The sequence below is a fragment of the Nonomuraea sp. NPDC046570 genome (assembly GCF_040645915.1).
Classification (GTDB): Bacteria; Actinomycetota; Actinomycetes; order Streptosporangiales; family Streptosporangiaceae; genus Nonomuraea.
The window spans coordinates 1-15,178 of record NZ_JBEYZF010000034.1 but is presented as its reverse complement, the minus strand read 5'-3'; the positions used below and the strand labels follow the sequence as shown (position 1 = coordinate 15,178).

General features: G+C 67.3%; 11 protein-coding genes. 2 read left to right on the top strand and 9 right to left on the bottom strand.

What is annotated here, in order from left to right; genetic code table 11:
- Window positions 1–13: 13 nt before the first annotated feature.
- Window positions 14–694, bottom strand: a complete 681-nt coding sequence (locus tag ABZ911_RS35130; protein WP_358066122.1) for a TetR/AcrR family transcriptional regulator C-terminal domain-containing protein — start codon at window positions 692–694, stop codon at window positions 14–16.
- A 222-nt stretch (window positions 695–916) separates the two neighbouring features.
- Here ABZ911_RS35130 and ABZ911_RS35125 point away from each other — a divergent pair, with 222 nt between their 5' ends.
- Window positions 917–2,155, top strand: a complete 1,239-nt coding sequence (locus ABZ911_RS35125) for an amidohydrolase family protein (RefSeq protein WP_358066119.1) — start codon at window positions 917–919, stop codon at window positions 2,153–2,155.
- A 48-nt stretch (window positions 2,156–2,203) separates the two neighbouring features.
- Here the strand turns inward: ABZ911_RS35125 and ABZ911_RS35120 are convergent, their stop codons facing one another.
- From ABZ911_RS35120 to ABZ911_RS35100, 5 genes are all read right to left on the bottom strand, one after another.
- The gene (locus ABZ911_RS35120) at window positions 2,204–3,361 is read right to left on the bottom strand and encodes a membrane dipeptidase (protein ID WP_358066117.1); all 1,158 of its coding nucleotides are present in this window, start codon (window positions 3,359–3,361) and stop codon (window positions 2,204–2,206) included.
- A 27-nt stretch (window positions 3,362–3,388) separates the two neighbouring features.
- A complete protein-coding gene (locus ABZ911_RS35115) occupies window positions 3,389–4,741 on the bottom strand; it encodes a serine hydrolase domain-containing protein (protein ID WP_358066114.1) in 1,353 nt (450 codons plus the stop codon).
- Window positions 4,742–4,754: 13 nt separating this feature from the next.
- Entirely contained in the window at window positions 4,755–5,993 is a 1,239-nt protein-coding gene (locus ABZ911_RS35110) for a serine hydrolase domain-containing protein (RefSeq protein ID WP_358066111.1), read from the bottom strand.
- 43 nt (window positions 5,994–6,036) lie between these two features.
- Window positions 6,037–7,374: an ABC transporter substrate-binding protein gene (locus ABZ911_RS35105; RefSeq protein WP_358066108.1), complete on the bottom strand. Its 1,338-nt coding sequence runs from the start codon at window positions 7,372–7,374 to the stop codon at window positions 6,037–6,039.
- A 171-nt stretch (window positions 7,375–7,545) separates the two neighbouring features.
- A complete protein-coding gene (locus tag ABZ911_RS35100) occupies window positions 7,546–8,091 on the bottom strand; it encodes a hypothetical protein (protein ID WP_358066105.1) in 546 nt (181 codons plus the stop codon).
- 96 nt (window positions 8,092–8,187) lie between these two features.
- Between ABZ911_RS35100 and ABZ911_RS35095 the strand changes: the two genes are divergently transcribed.
- Window positions 8,188–9,030, top strand: a complete 843-nt coding sequence (locus tag ABZ911_RS35095; protein ID WP_358066102.1) for an SDR family oxidoreductase — start codon at window positions 8,188–8,190, stop codon at window positions 9,028–9,030.
- Here the strand turns inward: ABZ911_RS35095 and ABZ911_RS35090 are convergent.
- From ABZ911_RS35090 to ABZ911_RS35080, 3 genes are read right to left on the bottom strand one after another with little or no spacing between them, the layout of a single operon-like run.
- Window positions 8,948–12,019: an ATP-binding cassette domain-containing protein gene (locus tag ABZ911_RS35090; RefSeq protein ID WP_358066099.1), complete on the bottom strand. Its 3,072-nt coding sequence runs from the start codon at window positions 12,017–12,019 to the stop codon at window positions 8,948–8,950. The genes ABZ911_RS35095 and ABZ911_RS35090 overlap by 83 nt on opposite strands.
- Entirely contained in the window at window positions 12,016–14,214 is a 2,199-nt protein-coding gene (locus ABZ911_RS35085; protein WP_358066096.1) for an ATP-binding protein, read from the bottom strand. The genes ABZ911_RS35090 and ABZ911_RS35085 overlap by 4 nt, the downstream gene beginning before the upstream one ends.
- Window position 14,215: 1 nt before the next feature.
- Entirely contained in the window at window positions 14,216–14,752 is a 537-nt protein-coding gene (locus tag ABZ911_RS35080) for a hypothetical protein (protein ID WP_358066093.1), read from the bottom strand.
- Window positions 14,753–15,178: the final 426 nt, after the last annotated feature.

The window sequence follows — 15,178 nt, the reverse complement described above, 5'->3', positions numbered from 1 at the left end:
GTCATATGAGCCATCACTGCTCCTGTCTGGCCCGTCGCTTGATTCGCCGCAGCTCGGCCTCGAACCCGTCGAGCAGGCAGCGGAACCCGAACATGAACTGCTCCTCCGGGTCCACGGCGAGCACTTCGCCGAGGCGGCGTAGCGGCGAGTCCGCCGGTGTGTCCTCGTGCACGAACGTGTCGACCACCTGGTGGGCGAATTCCTCGCCGCCGCTGCGGAACCTCGAGATCTCCCAGGCCATGGCGCCGAGGAGGTAGTTGCGCAGCACCATGAACCCGCGGATCGACGAGTCGTTGTCGAAGCCGGCCTTGTGCAGCAGATCGATGATGTCGAGCCCGACGGCGGCCGCGCCCGGCCCGCGAACGGAGCTCTCCAGGTGGATCTCGATGAGGGCCGGGTGCCGCAACGCGTTGCGCCGGGACTCCAGCGCGAACTCCTCGAGGCGCACCCGCCAGGGCCGTCTGTCCTGAGCGACGCGCGGAGACTCGGACAGTGCGAGGTCGACAACGGCGTCCAGCAGTTCCTGCTTGTCGTTCAGGTGTCGGTAGAGCGACATCGGGCTGCCACCCAGCGCGTCGGCCACGCGGGCCATCGTGACGCCGCTGAGACCGTCGCGATCCGCGATCGCGAGCGCGGCGGCGACCACCGTCTCTCGGTCGAGCGCGCCGCGCGGCAACCGCTCCGACTTCCGCACTTTCGGTTCTGGCGTCAAGGCGTGTGTCCCCTGTTCGGTTCGGCGTGGGCGGCGCTCTTGCGCAGCATTGCGTACGAGCATAGTGTATGTCCATACCCAGGCTAAAGGTTCGGGCGGGAAAAGTCTGCATCATCCGTCGAGACCGGGTGAGTGCGTCCGCGACTCCCTTACACCGGACGACTGATTTCCCCTCCACACGAATGCTGAAGGAGCACTCTGCCCATGACCGCCAGCCTCTGGCTCCACGGCGCCACTCTCATCACCGCGACCGGGCGCGACCCCGAAGCCGCCGGACTCCTCATCGAAGCCGGGAGGATCGCTCAGATCGGCGGGTCCGCCCCGCCCGACGCCGAAGTCGTCGACTGCACCGGCCTCACCGTGACTCCCGGCCTGATCGACGCACACGTTCACATGGGCTTGGCCAGCCGGCTCGAGGCGAGCGTCGGGTACGGCATGTCCGTCGCGGAGATCGCCGCCGACATGTTCTCCAATTGCGCCCAGACCCTGCGCACTGGTTTCACCACGGTGCGAGACTGCGGGGGCATCGACGCCGGCCTCGCCCGCGTCGTCGCATCAGGCAAGGTCGCCGGGCCCCGGATCGTGCAGTGCGGCCCCATCCATTGCCAGACCGGAGGACACGGCCAATACGCCTCTGAGTGGGAGCCCTCCGAGATGTGGCGCGGCCGGGTGGTTCCCGGCTTGCGGACACTGGCGACGCTCTCGGACGGGCCCGATCAGATGCGAAAGAACGCGCGCGAATCCTTCCGGGGCGGTGCTGAGTTCCTCAAGCTGTGCGTCACCGGTGGCGTCATCTCCCACCACGACAAGCTCACCGACACCCAGTTCAGCATGGAGGAGATCGCAGTAGCCGTCGCCGAGGCCGCGGCCCGAGGCACCTACGTCACCGTCCACGCCCACAACGTCGAAGGCATCCGCAACGCCGTCCTGGCCGGCGTACGGTGCGTGGAACACGGCACCGGCATCGACGAGGAGACGGCCGCGCTCATGGCCGACCACCAGGTTTCCCTCGTGCCCACACTCGCCGCCGTCGAGGCGGTGATCTGGAACGTCGACGGGCTCGGCCTGCCCAGCCATTTCGCCGAGCGAGCGGCGCGGGTGCGCGACGCGATGATCGACGGATTGCTCGCCGCCAAGGCTGCCGGCGTCCGCGTCGGACTCGGGTCGGACCTCATCGGGCCCGATCAGAGCCGCCGGGGTGCGGAACTGACCCTGCGGGCAGCAGTCGAGTCCCCCATGGAGGCTCTGATCGCGGCCACGCGAGTCAATGCCGGCCTCCTCCGACTCGACAGCGAGATCGGCACCCTCGAGGTCGGGAAGCAGGCGGACATCGTCGCGTTCGCGGAGAACCCCCTGGAAAACCCCGCCCTGTTCGCCGAGCCGGACAACGTCGTGCTCGTGCTGCAGAACGGCGTGGTCGCGAAGGACGAACGAACGACCTGATTCCCTGACTCGAGATCACGGCATGGCCGCGGGAGAAGGGCGCTGCCGTCAGCCGCAGACCGCCTCCATCACGCGCACGAAGTTCGCGCCGAGAACCTTGGCGATGTCCTCGTCCGACCAGCCGCGCCCGACGAGGCCGCGGGTGATGTTCGGGAAGTCCCGGTAGTCATCGAACCCGATCAATCCCTGCGTCGCGACCAGGCCGTCCTCAGGGCGGAAGCCGGTCTCGGCGAAAATCGGCTGGACGAGATCACGGAGCATCCACTCGGGCAGCTGCAAGGGCCAGTCGCTCCCGATCCCGACATGGTCGATGCCGGCCACCTCGGCGACGTACTCGATGTGGTCGAGCATCGAGTTGATGGTGACCGATGATCCCGGGGCGAGGAAGAAGGGAACAGCCACGATGCCGATGAACCCGCCCGTGCCGGCGATCGCGCGCAGCTCTTCGTCGCTCTTGCCGCGCGCGTGCCCGAATACGCCTTGTGCCGCGGTGTGTGAGGCGACGACCGGTTTCTCCGACACCTCGCACGCATCGAGCGTGGTCTGCCGGCCCACGTGGCCCGTGTCGACGATGATGCCGAGATCGTTCATGACCTTGACACTGGCCACGCCGAACGTCGACAGCCCCGCGTCCGAGCGCTCCGTGCAGCCGGCGCCGACCTTGGTCAGGTTGTTGTAGGTGAGCTGGCACATCCGCAGGCCGGCGTCGTGCGCGTAGAGCAGCGTGTCGAAGTCACGCCACGGACCCAGCATGACCTGTGTGCTCATCAGGCCGGCGTGGGTGCCGGTCTCATGCGCACGGCGGATGTCACCGGCGGTCAGAGCCTTGGTCAGCCACGGGAAGTAGTCGAACTGCTTCTGCATGAACGCGAAAGTGCGCCCCCACTGATCATCCACCAGCTCCACCTGACGGTTGCCGCAGGTGATGCCGCTCGCGTCCCAGTGATCCTTCACCGCGTCCATCCGCCCCTCGAACGCCCGGCGGATCGGCAGCATCAGCCCGTCAGCGAAGGTGCCCAGCTTGTCGCCTTTCCTCGCCTCCAGGGCCGAACGCAGCTCCTTGTGCATCTCCTCGTCGAACACCCGGTACCCGACCGGACCCTGGAACAGGGCATCGACGATGATGCACTCGCGATGCAGCCGCGCGGCACGCTCCTCCTGTGCCTCGTTCAAGCCGAAGTCGAACGTGCCGAACTGTTCCGTCATCAAGATCCTCCAGAGCTTTCGTCGGTGTTAGTTGTCGCCCATGCGGCGAACGAGCCGGTCCATCAGGAACAAGAACTCCGGGTGTCCGGATCCGTCATCCCCGACGCCGTAGCCGAAGGGCGGTTGATCGGGGTGGTCGGCCAGGGCCAGGCCCCGTTCGCCGATCGGTCGCAACCGGACCGGGGGCGGATCCGAACGGTTGCGGCCGAGAACCGGGTCGGTGAACCTGGCCTGGTAGGAGAGCGCGTCGCCGTCGTCGGTGATGGTGAGCTCGCAGCCCCAGCAGACGTACCTGCCGTGGTACCGGCTCGGCTCCGGCTCCGGATCGGAAAGGTCGGGCGCCACCGGTGTGGACAGACCGAACCGGTCCTGCAACAGGGCCTCGGCGAGCTCCTTGTGGAAAGGCATCGAGGCCGGGCCCCCATTCGCGAAGGCGATGTAGGCGGCGCCGCTGTCGGGGAGGACGCCGACCATCGCGACGCCGCCGTAGGAGCCCCCGCCGTGGGTGAGCACGACGCGATCGCCGTACTGCTTGCGCAACCAGCTGAGGCCGACCGAGCCCGTTTCCGGCACCGGGAAATCGAGGTGGTGGGCGGCCATCCGGTCGACGGACTCGGGGCTGAGCAGGCGCTTGGCCGACGTGAGGGTCGGCAGGTGGCTCCCCACGAAGGTCAGCGTGTCCTGCACCGAGGTGATGAGCGTCGTGCCCGCCGGCCCCAGGCATTCGGGCAGCATGAACAGTTTGCTCGGCACCATTCCGCTGTCTCCCGGAGAGTGGCCGATCGCCATCCGGTGCAGGATCGCCTCCTTGGCCGTGAACATGCTGCGTTCCAGGCCCAGCGGCGCGAACAGCCGTTGCCGCATGGCGGTGGAGAAGCTCTCACCGGTGACGAGCTCGATGATCCGGCCGGCGAGCACGAAGCCGGCGTTGTTGTAGGAGAAGTACTCCCCGGGCGCGAACAGCTGACCGACATCGCGCAGCAGCGGCACCCAGTTCGCGATCGCTTCGTCGCCGTCCCCGACGTCGGCGATCAGGTCCGACGCGTCGATTCCGGTCGAGTGGGTGACGAGGTGTCGTACGGCCAGCGCATCCGCGGCCTCCGAGTCACCCAGGACGAGATCCGGCAGGTAGTGCTTCACCGGCGCGTCGAGGTCGACCAGCCCCTGCTCGACGAGGGACATGAGCAACGTCGTGGTCCAGACCTTGGTGATCGAGCCGGTCAGGAACAGCGTGTCCGGCGTCATCTCGACGCCGCTGTTCATGTTCGCGACGCCGGCGGCCGCGGTCTCGATCCGGCCGTCCTCGAGGACGCCCACCACGGCACCGGGGACGCCGGATCGGGCGACCAGCTCCTGCACCGTCTCCTGGAGTTTCGTCATGCGAGGTCTCCCGTCACCCGAGGCAGGATCGGACCGCGTCGGCGAGGTTGTGGGCCCGCCGTTCGCCGACCTGGTAGGAGTAGAGGTTCATGACGTAGCCGAAGCCGACCTCGGCATCGGGGTCACCGAAGGCGATCGATCCGCCGGAGCCCGGGTGGCCGAACGACTTCGGCCCCGCCATCGGCATCGGCGGGCAGGCTCGCCAGAACCCGAGCGACATGTTGAAGGAACGGTCGGCCGGGAGGTCCAGGTCAGCGGGCAGTCCGTGCATCCGGGTCTTGTCGGTCTGGATCTCGATCGCCTGCTCGACGGTGGCCGGATTCAGCAGTCGCACGCCGTCGACCTCGCTCACCGTGGCGGCGTACATACGCGCCAGCGATCGCGCGTCCGTGAGCATGTTCGCGGCCGGGAACTCGGCGGCGCGGTAGGCGCGCGCGTGCATGAACTCGGACATGTTGTCAAAGGCGCCGCCGAGCGAGCCGGCGCGGGCCTGGATCGAGCCCTCGCCCCACACGGCGGCGATCCACCTGGTGACCGTGTCGGCATCGAGCCCGGTGGTCTCGATCATCCCGGCGGTCATCTCCTCCAGGGCGAGCGGAGCGGAGTCGATCCGGGCCACCTTCCCCTCCTCTTCCTCCGGCAGCCCGATCCAGGCGTTCAGTCCGAGCGGACCGGCCACCTCGTCGGCGAAGAAGGTGCCGAGCGACTTGCCGGAGATCCGACGCACGACCTCGCCGACCAGGTACCCGTAGGTGATGCTGTGGTAGACGTGCTCGGTGCCGGGCTCCCACTCCGGCCTCTGGGCCTCGAGCGTACGGATCACCGGACCTCCGGCGCACGCGTCCTCGAACGTGAACCGACCGTCGACGACCGGCAGGCCGGCCTGGTGCGAGAGCAGCCAGCGCACCGGGATCTGGTCCTTGCCCTTGGCGCCGAACTCGGGCCAGTACTTGACGACCGGGGCGTCCAGGTCGAGCTCACCGCGCTCCGCCAGCATGTGCGCACAGATCGCGGTCGCGCCCTTCGTCGTGGAGGCGACCAGGGCGATGGTGTCCTTCTTCCAGGGGCGCTGGGTCTCGCTGTCGGCGAGCCCGCCCCAGAGGTCCACGACGGGACGGCCGCCAACGTAGACGCAGCACGACGCGCCCACCTCGCCGGGGCTCCCCTCGAAGTTCGCGCGGAACGCATCCGCGACCTTGCCCCAGCCGTCCTCGACATGTCCGTTCACTGCTGCCCCGCTCTTCGTGTTCATGCTGTTGTCCCTCCTTCTTGAGGGTTGTTCCGAGTGGCAGCCGTTACTCGATCGGCCCTGCCGGAGTCGTGTACTTGAAACACTTGCAACCCTTGTCGAAGCTGGACACTGCCGTCAGCTCCATGCCGTCGTGCCGGTCGGGCCCGAACTTGGTGGCACCGCCCAGGGTGAGGGCGCTGATGTAGTCCGTGCCGATCTTCTCGATACCTGGCACGAGCTTCTCGGTCCCGCCCAGGCCACCGCTGTTGATCAGGCCCTGCTGCAGCAGTCGCACAGCATCGCACGCCTGGAAGACAGTGATCTGGACCGCGATCTTCTGGACCGCCAGGCCCGCAGTGCGTGCATCCGCCAGGCAGGCCTCGCGCACCTTGGCCTGCTCCGCAGACGGCGCCGGCGGTTCGGTCACATCGATGTCGGGCATGCCGCCGAAACCGCGCATGTTGGTCAGCTGGTCTGCCGAGTAGACGGTCATCGCGTTGGCACCGCCCTGCGAGTGGAAGAGCAGGTACTGCGGCGACCACTTCTGCGTGTGCGCACCTTGCGCGAAGTAGTAGAGGACCCCGTTCTCGTACAACGTCAGGAACATGACGCTGTCGACGTCCTGGGACTTGAACTTCAGCGCGAGCGACTGGATCAGTGCGAGGTTCGGCCCGTTGTCGGCGTACCCGTGGGCGCACTTGACCTCCGCCTTGACGAGGGCGATGCCGCCCTTGTCGGCGATGGGCTTGAGGGTCTTGTCGTAGGCGCGCTCGTTGTAGGGGCAGTCCTCGATGACGACGCCGATCTTGCTGCCGGAGCGAAGGTGGTCGGCCGCGATGGCCTTGTTCATGATGCTCTCAACTCGACGGTCAAGACTCACCGAGTTGACCGCGATCAAGCCGGGGTGCTTCTTGAGGTCGTCGCTGTCGCCCACGGCTGATCCGGTCGAGCCGCCCATGTACAGGATCGGAACGCCTGCCTTCGTGAGGCAGCTGTTGAAGCTCCCGTTGTAGATGGTGCCGTCGTAGACCACGGCCTGGACGTTGTTGTCCTTCGTGAACCGCTGGCAGATCGCTTCGAATGCCGTGTCGTGGTTGGGGGCGCTGAAATCGATGGCTTCGTCAACGACCTTGATCTTCCGGCCCTTGATGCCGCCGCCGGCATTGATCTTGTCGAACATGGCATGCGCCGCGTCGCGGTGCGGGCTCACGATCCCGACGCCGTTCCGCGCGCTCTCGGCACGGGTGTCGGTGATCAGCATCCCGATCTCGATCGGACCGGAGGTGGTCGGCTTGAAGTCCGAACCGCCGACCTTGGAATCTTTGCCGCTGCTGCCGCCGCCGCAAGCGGCCAGGACAACAGCGCCGCAGACCGCAAGAACGATCATCCGAATACGCATCATCGATCCTGACTCCCTCAATCTCAGCACCGGCGGGTAGTCGCCGCGGTGTTCAACCACGTATGACCGCCCGGGGCCGCCGGCGAGGTGCCGAGCAGGATCACGTATGTACATACACTATGGAGGTACGCCTGCGGGGATGGCAAGGCCCTTCGGCAATTTCCGCGGAAGCGGTCAGGGTCGGCCGACCACCTGCGTGGCCAGCTTCTTCAGTCCGTCGACCGCGCCGTCGCCGGCGCCGTGGAACGAGAGCGAGTACCAGGTGTCGCGGTCCAGCACCTGCACCTCACTGACGGCGGCGAAAGCTTCGTCGCCGAGGTCGACGGCCTCGGCGTTCGGGTACGCGAGCTTGGTCTGCTCGAACAGCTCGGTCACACTCGTGCCGTTGCTCTTGAACACGCCGGCGAGGCGGTCCTGGCTCAGCACGGTGATCGAGAAGGTCGCCCCCGACGCGGCGCCTGCGCTCGTCCAGACGCACTGGTCGGCACCGGTGTCCTCCTGGTGGGTCAGCTTGCCGTCGCCGAACGGGCTGCCGAACGTCGCCTTCAGGTCGCCGGGGGTCAGCAGCTTGCAGACGTCCTCCCCCGCGTCCGCGCTCTTGTCGCCGGGCGACGCGGACGGGGTGTCCTTCGCATCCTTGCCCGCACCGTCGCCGCCGCAGCCGGTGACAGTGAGCGCGAAGACCAACAGGGATCCGGAAAGACCAGTGAGGAACCTCATGGGCGGAACTCCCTTATCACGTATGTATGTACACTATGCTGATACGCCTACGGTGGCGCAAGGCCATTTCAGCAACCTGCGGAAGCGAGCAGCACAGTGGATTCCCTCTCAGGCCGCACGGCCTTCGTCACCGGTGGAGCGCGCGGCATCGGGCTGGCCATCGCGCGCTCGCTCGCCGGCCGGGGTGTCTCGGTTGCGGTGGCCGACCTCGATGATCCGGCCCTGGAACGAGCCGAGGACGAGTTGTCGGCGGTGACGAGCGCTCGGTCCTACAAGCTCGACGTCCGCGATCGGCAACGGTATGCCGACGTCGCGGACACCGTGGAGGCGGAGCTCGGCCCGGTGAGCATCGTCGTCAACAACGCCGGCATCCTCGATTCCGTCTCGCCGTCGCGCATGGACCACGCCCTGTGGGACTACGTCATGGGAGTCAACGCGAACGGCGTCTACAACGGCCTCCAGGCGTTCGTGCCGCGCATGATCGAGCGCGGGCTCGGTGGACACATCGTCAACACCGCCTCAGCCGCCGGTCTCTTCGTCGATGGTGAGTCACTTCTCTACAGGTCAGGCTTCCTCTACCACGCGTCGAAGTTCGCGGTGGTCGGCCTGAGCGAATCGCTGCGCGTGGAGCTGGCCCACCACGGGATCGGTGTGAGCGTCCTGTGCCCCGGACCGGTGGCCACCGATGGGGTGGACAACGCCCGGCGCCTCCGTCCGGCGGACGCGCCGGAGCGCTCGGCCAAGATCGAGACGATCCTGGAAGCCGCGCAGAACATGGTGCGCGATCAGGGCGTTCAGCCATCGGTCGTGGGCGAGCTCGTCGTCGACGCGATCATCCACGACCGGCCCTACATCCTCACGGCTCCCGACAACGCCGCCCCGATCCGGGCCCGGATGGAAGCGTTGCTCGACGCCGTTCCGACGGGCCGGGTCGAGTGAGCCCGGCGGCCGCACCGGTGCCGGAGCGCTCGATCGCCGTGATGCTCCCGCCCAGGTAGGCGTCGACGACTTGCGGGTGGGTACGGACGACGTCCGGCGGGCCTTCGGCGATGAGATTGCCGTCGGCCATCGCGATGATGCGATCAGAGATCCCCATGATGAGCGGGATGTCGTGCTCGATGACCACGAGGGTCAGGTTGAGCTCGCGCTTGAGCTCGGCCAGCAGCTCCCCGAGCGCCTCGGTCTCGCGCTGGGCGACGCCGCTGGACGGCTCGTCGAGCAACAGACACATCGGCTGCAGCGCCACGAGGCAGGCGATCTCGGTGATGCGGCGGGTGCCGGTCGAGAGCTCCTGGATGGGCTTGTCCCGATAGCGGTCGAGACCCATCGCGGAGATGAGGGCACGTGCCTGGCGCTCCTTCTTCCGCTCGCCGAGCATCACTCCCAGCGTCGACGTCAGGAAGCCTGTCGGCTGCACTCGCTCGAGCGCGAGCATGACGGTCTCTTTCGCGGTCATCGTCGGGAACAGCGCGGCATCCTGGAACGACCGGATCAGACCGCGCTGCGCGCGCCCCTCCGGACCGACCTTGCTGATGTCCTCACTGTTGAAGAACACCTGGCCCGTATCCGGTTTGGTGAAGCCGCCGAGCAGCTCGAAGGTCGTCGTCTTGCCGGCACCGTTCGGACCGATCAGGCCGACCGTCTCGCCGGCACGTACCTCGAACGACACCCCGCGTACGGCGTGCACGCCGCCGAAACTCTTGCGGAGATCGCGCGCCTCAAGCAGCGTCGTACCCGTCGAGGGAGCCGGTTGCTCCGAAGCCACCGCACCAGGCTCGCTGACGCGCAGACCGCTGATCCGGACACCCTGGGCCGTCGCGGTGGCGTCAGCCGGGTCATCGCCGGCGTACAACGGCTCGGGATCGATGCCGTGCCGACGGGCGATGAACTTCACGATCCAGTCCCGGATCGGTGCGACGACCTGGATCAGACCGCCGACCTTCCACAGGATGAGGAGCAGCGCACCGAGCTTCGTCGCGGCCAGCCCGATGTTGCCGATGTCGAGCAGCGGCAGGCCGAGCACCCAGATCGCCCCCAGCACCGGCCCGATCAGCGCGGACACGCCACCGAGCACCGTCATGACGACGACGTCGATGCTTGCGGACGTCGGGAACGACCCGGCACTGATGTTGGACAGGGAGTGCGCGTAGGTCGCGCCGCCGATGCCGGCGATGAACCCGCCGACCAGAAAGCCCTGGAGCTTGACGAGACTCGCCCGCACAGCGAACGCGCGCGCGTTCTCCTCGTTGTCGCGGATGGCGACGAGCAGGCGGCTGAAACCGCTGCGTCGGATGTTCCGCGCCAGGACCAGGGATACGACGAACAGCGCCAGCGCGAAGTAGTAGTAGTCACGGCCGGTGTCGAGCGCGCCGTCGAGCGGCCAGCCGGAGGGTTTCCCGGGGTCCTGACCGTCGCCGAGCATCCACGGCTGCGTGAGCAGCCACGCCGGGGCCGCGAGCGCGAAACTGAGCGTGGTGACGGTGAGCATGAGGCCACGAATGCGTAGCGCGGGCAGGCCGATCACGACCGAGACGAGCCCCGCGCCAAGGCCGGCAAGGACCAGCGCGAGCGGGAAGCTGCCGGAGCTGCTCGACACCTTGAACGAGATGACCGCGCCGATCGCGGCGACGGCGAACTGGCCGAGCGTCAGCTGCCCACCGAGACCGGTCAGGACACCGATCGACAGGCCGACGATCGAGAAGGCGATGATGCCGGTGAGGGTCACCGACAGGCTGTTGGAGACGAAGAGCGGCAGGATCGCGAGCGCCGCGATGGTCGTGATCGTGAAGGTCGGGCCCATCGCGCGAACCGCCCACAGGCGCTGCAGCTTCTCCGGGACCGAGCGCAGGCCCTGCACCGCGGCCCAGCTGCCCTTCTCCTCGTCGCGGCCCCCCCGCCGGCGCTGCACCAGCAGCGCCACGAGGATGATGAGGAACATGGCCACTTCGACGAGACCCGACTGCGGGTAGTTCCACAGCAGCAGCTGCTCGAGGATGCCCAGACCGACACCGCTGGCCAGGGCGATCGGCAGGCTCTGCATCCGGCCGATGACAGCGGCGGTCAGAGCGCGCAACAGCAACGCGGGACCGAAGCTGTCAGCACCGACGAAGCCCTGCGTCGGTGCGGTGAGGATCGCGGTGAAAGCTGACAAGGCACCGGCGATCGCCCAGGCCAGTGTCGACATCCGGCTCGCGAAGATGCCGGACATCCGCGCCGCCTCCGGATTGGCCGCCGCCGCGCGGATGGCGAGACCGAACCGCGACCGCTTGAGGAACAACGCGATCGCGAGAACGAACAACGGCGACAGGAACAGCATGCCGGAGTAGGCCTCCGTCACGCGCAGGTCACCGACGTCGAAGGCCGGCAGCCACGCCGGTTGCGGGTACAGCGGTCCGGACGCGGTGGAGTTGATGAGCGCGGCGAAGATGACCAGGAACTGGCCGACGCCCAACGTCGCGACGATGGACACGATCCGCGGTGCGCTGCGCAGCCGTCGTACGACGGCGGTCTCGGCGGCGGCCGCGGTCGCCGCGGACACGATCAGTGCCATCGCGAACGCGATCCAGTACGGGATGTGCCACTTAACCGCAGCGACGCCGAAGAACGCCGCTCCGAACGCACCGATCTGCCCGTGCGCGAAGTTGATGATGCGGTTGCTCCGGTAGACCAGCACGATGCCGACCGCCAGCAGGCCGTAGGTCATACCGACCATCGTGCCGAGCAGGATCACCGGGAACGGTGTCGCTGCCTGGATGACGTCGTGCTTGTCGAGGATCGCGGACACGATCTTCGCCAGTACGACTGCGACCACGAACGCCAGGAGCTGAAGGAACGGCTTGCGGGCTCGCTGGAGAAGGCCACGCCGGCTGACCACCGATTCCTCGACGGCCTCGAGCGCGTTCTCGACCAGATCGGGCCGCGCGGTCACTTCGCCGCTCCCGCACCCTGCAGGAAGACCGCGCGCAGCAGGTCGTCGCGGGCCAATAATTCATCAGCGCGGCCGTCGAAACGCATCTCGCCCTTTTCCATGAAGTACGCGTGGTCAACGAGGTTCAGCGCGATGTTCACCGACTGCTCGACCAGCACCACGGCAGTGCCATCGGCGTTGATCCGCCGGACCATGCCGAGGAGCTGGCCGACGATCACCGGGGCCAGGCCGAGCGAGAGCTCGTCGATGAGGAGCAGCCGCGGACGGAGCATCAGCGCCTTGGACAGCCCGAGCATCTGCTGCTCGCCACCGGACAACGTCGAGGCGAGGGAGTTGCGGCGCTCGTACAGACGCGGGAACGCCTCGAAGCACGTCTGGATCCCTCGTTCGACCGATCCGCGGTCCCTGGCCATCGTGTATCCGTAGCTGCGCAGGTTCTCCACGACGGTCATCGGCCCGAAGACCGCGCGTCCGCCGGGGATCTGCGTGATGCCCAGCCGCATCCGGCGTTCGGCGTCGAGATAGGTGATCTCCTGCCCGCGGTAGCGCACGCTGCCCGCGGTGGGCAGGCCGATTCCGGAGATGACCTTGAGCAGGGTCGACTTGCCGGCGCCGTTGACACCGAGCAGCGCCACCATTTCACCGTCGTCGATGGTGAAGTTCGCGTCGAAGAGGACCTGCAGCTGGCCGTAGGAGAAGTCGATGCCGCGGCAGGACAGCATCGGCAGGTGCCCGCCGCTGTGCTTGATCCGCTGGATCTCCTCGTCCTCGACCACCTCGTCGATCATTCGGTCGAGGTCGTCCTCGATGAACCGGCCGGCACTGGAGATGATGAAGGCGCCGAGCACCCCGGGGATGGCGATGGCGACCATCGTGCCGCCGATCCCGAACTGGTCCTGGACGCCGGCGAGAAGCACGGCGCCGGCCGTGCCGCCGATCGCGACGAAGATCCCAGCAAGCGCTTGTGCATGCGGTCGCATGTGTGCGGGAACGATGGAGAGCAACGAGATGCCGAGCATCGGATGCAGGAGCCCGATGCAGGCCCCGGCGATTCCGAAGCAGATCACCATCGGCACCAATGCCGGCATCAGCCCGCCCAACGCGATGAAGACGACTGTCCCCGCCAGGAGGAGACCGGCAGCCCGGAGCACGCGCGCGGGCGAGGCACGGAACTGCTTCTCGCCGCGGCCTCCGTAGATGACCAGGGCGATGACGCCGATCCCGAAGAACATCGAGAAGAACAGACCGCGTTGCCCCGGCCCGAGGTTCCACCGCTGGTCGAGGAACACCGAGATGAAAGTGCCGAGCGGCACGGTGAGCACGCCGTACACCGCGAACCCGGCGTAGACCCTCCTGTTGGTGGGAATGAGGAGGACTCGGCGGCAGATCTCCCAGAACCCGAGCGCGACGTCCTCGGCGGACAGCGAATCCGCCGCCTCGCCGTGCTCCTGACGCACGCTGGCACGCAGCTGCTCGGTGTCCCACTTCCCGTAACCGGGGTCGCGCAGCCTGATGGCGCAGAGGGTCATGAGGAGCGAGGCGATTCCCAGGGCTAGGAAGACACCACGCCAACTGAGGCCGGCGACGGAGGCGAGAATGCCCACCAACAGGGGCGCGAGCGCCTGGCCGAAGGTGCCGATCGCGGTGTACGCCGTCAGCGCGCGCACCCGCGCGGCCGGAGGGTAGCTGTCGACGATGAGCGGCGCATGCAGGGCACCGACCGACCCTGTGGTGAGCCCGTCAAGACAGAGGATGAGGATCAGCGCCACCAGCGAGGTGACGAATCCGGTCGTCAGTGTGATGACGCTCCACACGATCCCGGTGAGGATGCAGAGCATCGCTCGCCGCGCCCCGGACTGGGACAGCCACGCCATGGGCAGCGGGGCGACCGCGATCGCGAGCTGGAACAGCGCGCGTGCTCCGACGATGGCAGCGATGGAGATGCCCAGTGTGCGGCTGATCTCCGGTGTGAGGACCGTGAACGCATAACTCTGGAAAGCCCCGGTGACGAACAACAGGCCCAGGGCGACGACCGGGTAGTAGCGCAGATCGTGCTTCCGGACCAACGCCCGGAAGCTCTCCGTGTTCTCGTCGCCGGTGACACCCAGCGTGGCTCGCGCCTTCTCGCGCAGTGCCGCGCTCGTCTGCTCGACGTCTGTGCGGGCCGCCTCTTCGCTCGCGGGCTGGTGTGACACGTCAGAAACCAACCTTCTTGATACGGACTTCGAGCTCCCAGGCCGACTCGCCGATGCGACGTCCGGAGGTGTCCATCAGCACGATCGTGATGGTGTGCAGTTGCAACTCCTCCTTGCTCCCGGGGAGATTCGGGATCGATGGAATCTCGAACGACTTGTTCGTCGTGGTGTAGACGTCGTGGTTGGTCAGGTAGGTCTCGTCCGGGCAGCTCGACGACCCCTCACAGAGCGAGTCGCCCTCGGCCACGTCGTCCATCGTGTGGCCAGGCTCGATCGGCGGCTGATCGACGAAGATCGCGAAGTAGCCGGCGTCGTGGGACGGTGGCTCGCTGCCCTCCGCTGCGATCCGGAAGTCGTCCATCCTCCAGGTGATGGTGGCCGGAGGCTTCACTGTCGACCGGGCTTCGGGGCTGACGAAGTGCAACCGATCGTCAACGCGGAAATTCAGGTCGTCCAGATCGGTGAGGCCACATCCCGCCAGAGCGACAACGGCGACAATCGCCATCGCGCCGCGAGCAAGCCAGCGTCCGCGCTTCAAAGTGCACCCTTCGCGTCGATGACCTCTACCTCCATACCTCGCGAGCCGCGAGGTATGGACCAAGCGCCAAGCGCGATCACGTATGTACGTACACTATGAAGGTACGCCTAAGGTTTCGCAAGACTTCGCGACACCCGCGTCAGCAAGCGGTCCAGAAGACGGCCGGGCGATGCGCATCGAGACCGTCGTCAACGCGCCCCATGACCTGGGTTGCAATGCCCGCCTGCCCAACCTTGAGAAGCTTCAGGCCAAGGCCAACCCACACTGGAAGTCGAACGTGCCGGCCAGGGCTGCGTCCTTGCGAGTCCAGCCTTCGAGCGGATCGCGATCGCTAGGAGATCTTGCGGCGGTAGGTGTTCATGGCGAAGGCGTAGGCGACGATGAGGAGGCCGCCGCACCAGGCGAGGGCGATCCAGATGTCGGTGC

What these genes read in the sequence shown, in the direction of transcription:
- ABZ911_RS35125 (WP_358066119.1), top strand. Translation starts at nt 917, where the DNA reads ATGACCGCCAGCCTCTGGCTCCACGGCGCCACTCTCATCACCGCGACC.
- ABZ911_RS35120 (WP_358066117.1), bottom strand. Translation starts at nt 3,361, where the DNA reads ATGACGGAACAGTTCGGCACGTTCGACTTCGGCTTGAACGAGGCACAG.
- ABZ911_RS35115 (WP_358066114.1), bottom strand. Translation starts at nt 4,741, where the DNA reads ATGACGAAACTCCAGGAGACGGTGCAGGAGCTGGTCGCCCGATCCGGC.
- ABZ911_RS35110 (WP_358066111.1), bottom strand. Translation starts at nt 5,993, where the DNA reads ATGAACACGAAGAGCGGGGCAGCAGTGAACGGACATGTCGAGGACGGC.
- ABZ911_RS35105 (WP_358066108.1), bottom strand. Translation starts at nt 7,374, where the DNA reads ATGATGCGTATTCGGATGATCGTTCTTGCGGTCTGCGGCGCTGTTGTC.
- ABZ911_RS35100 (WP_358066105.1), bottom strand. Translation starts at nt 8,091, where the DNA reads ATGAGGTTCCTCACTGGTCTTTCCGGATCCCTGTTGGTCTTCGCGCTC.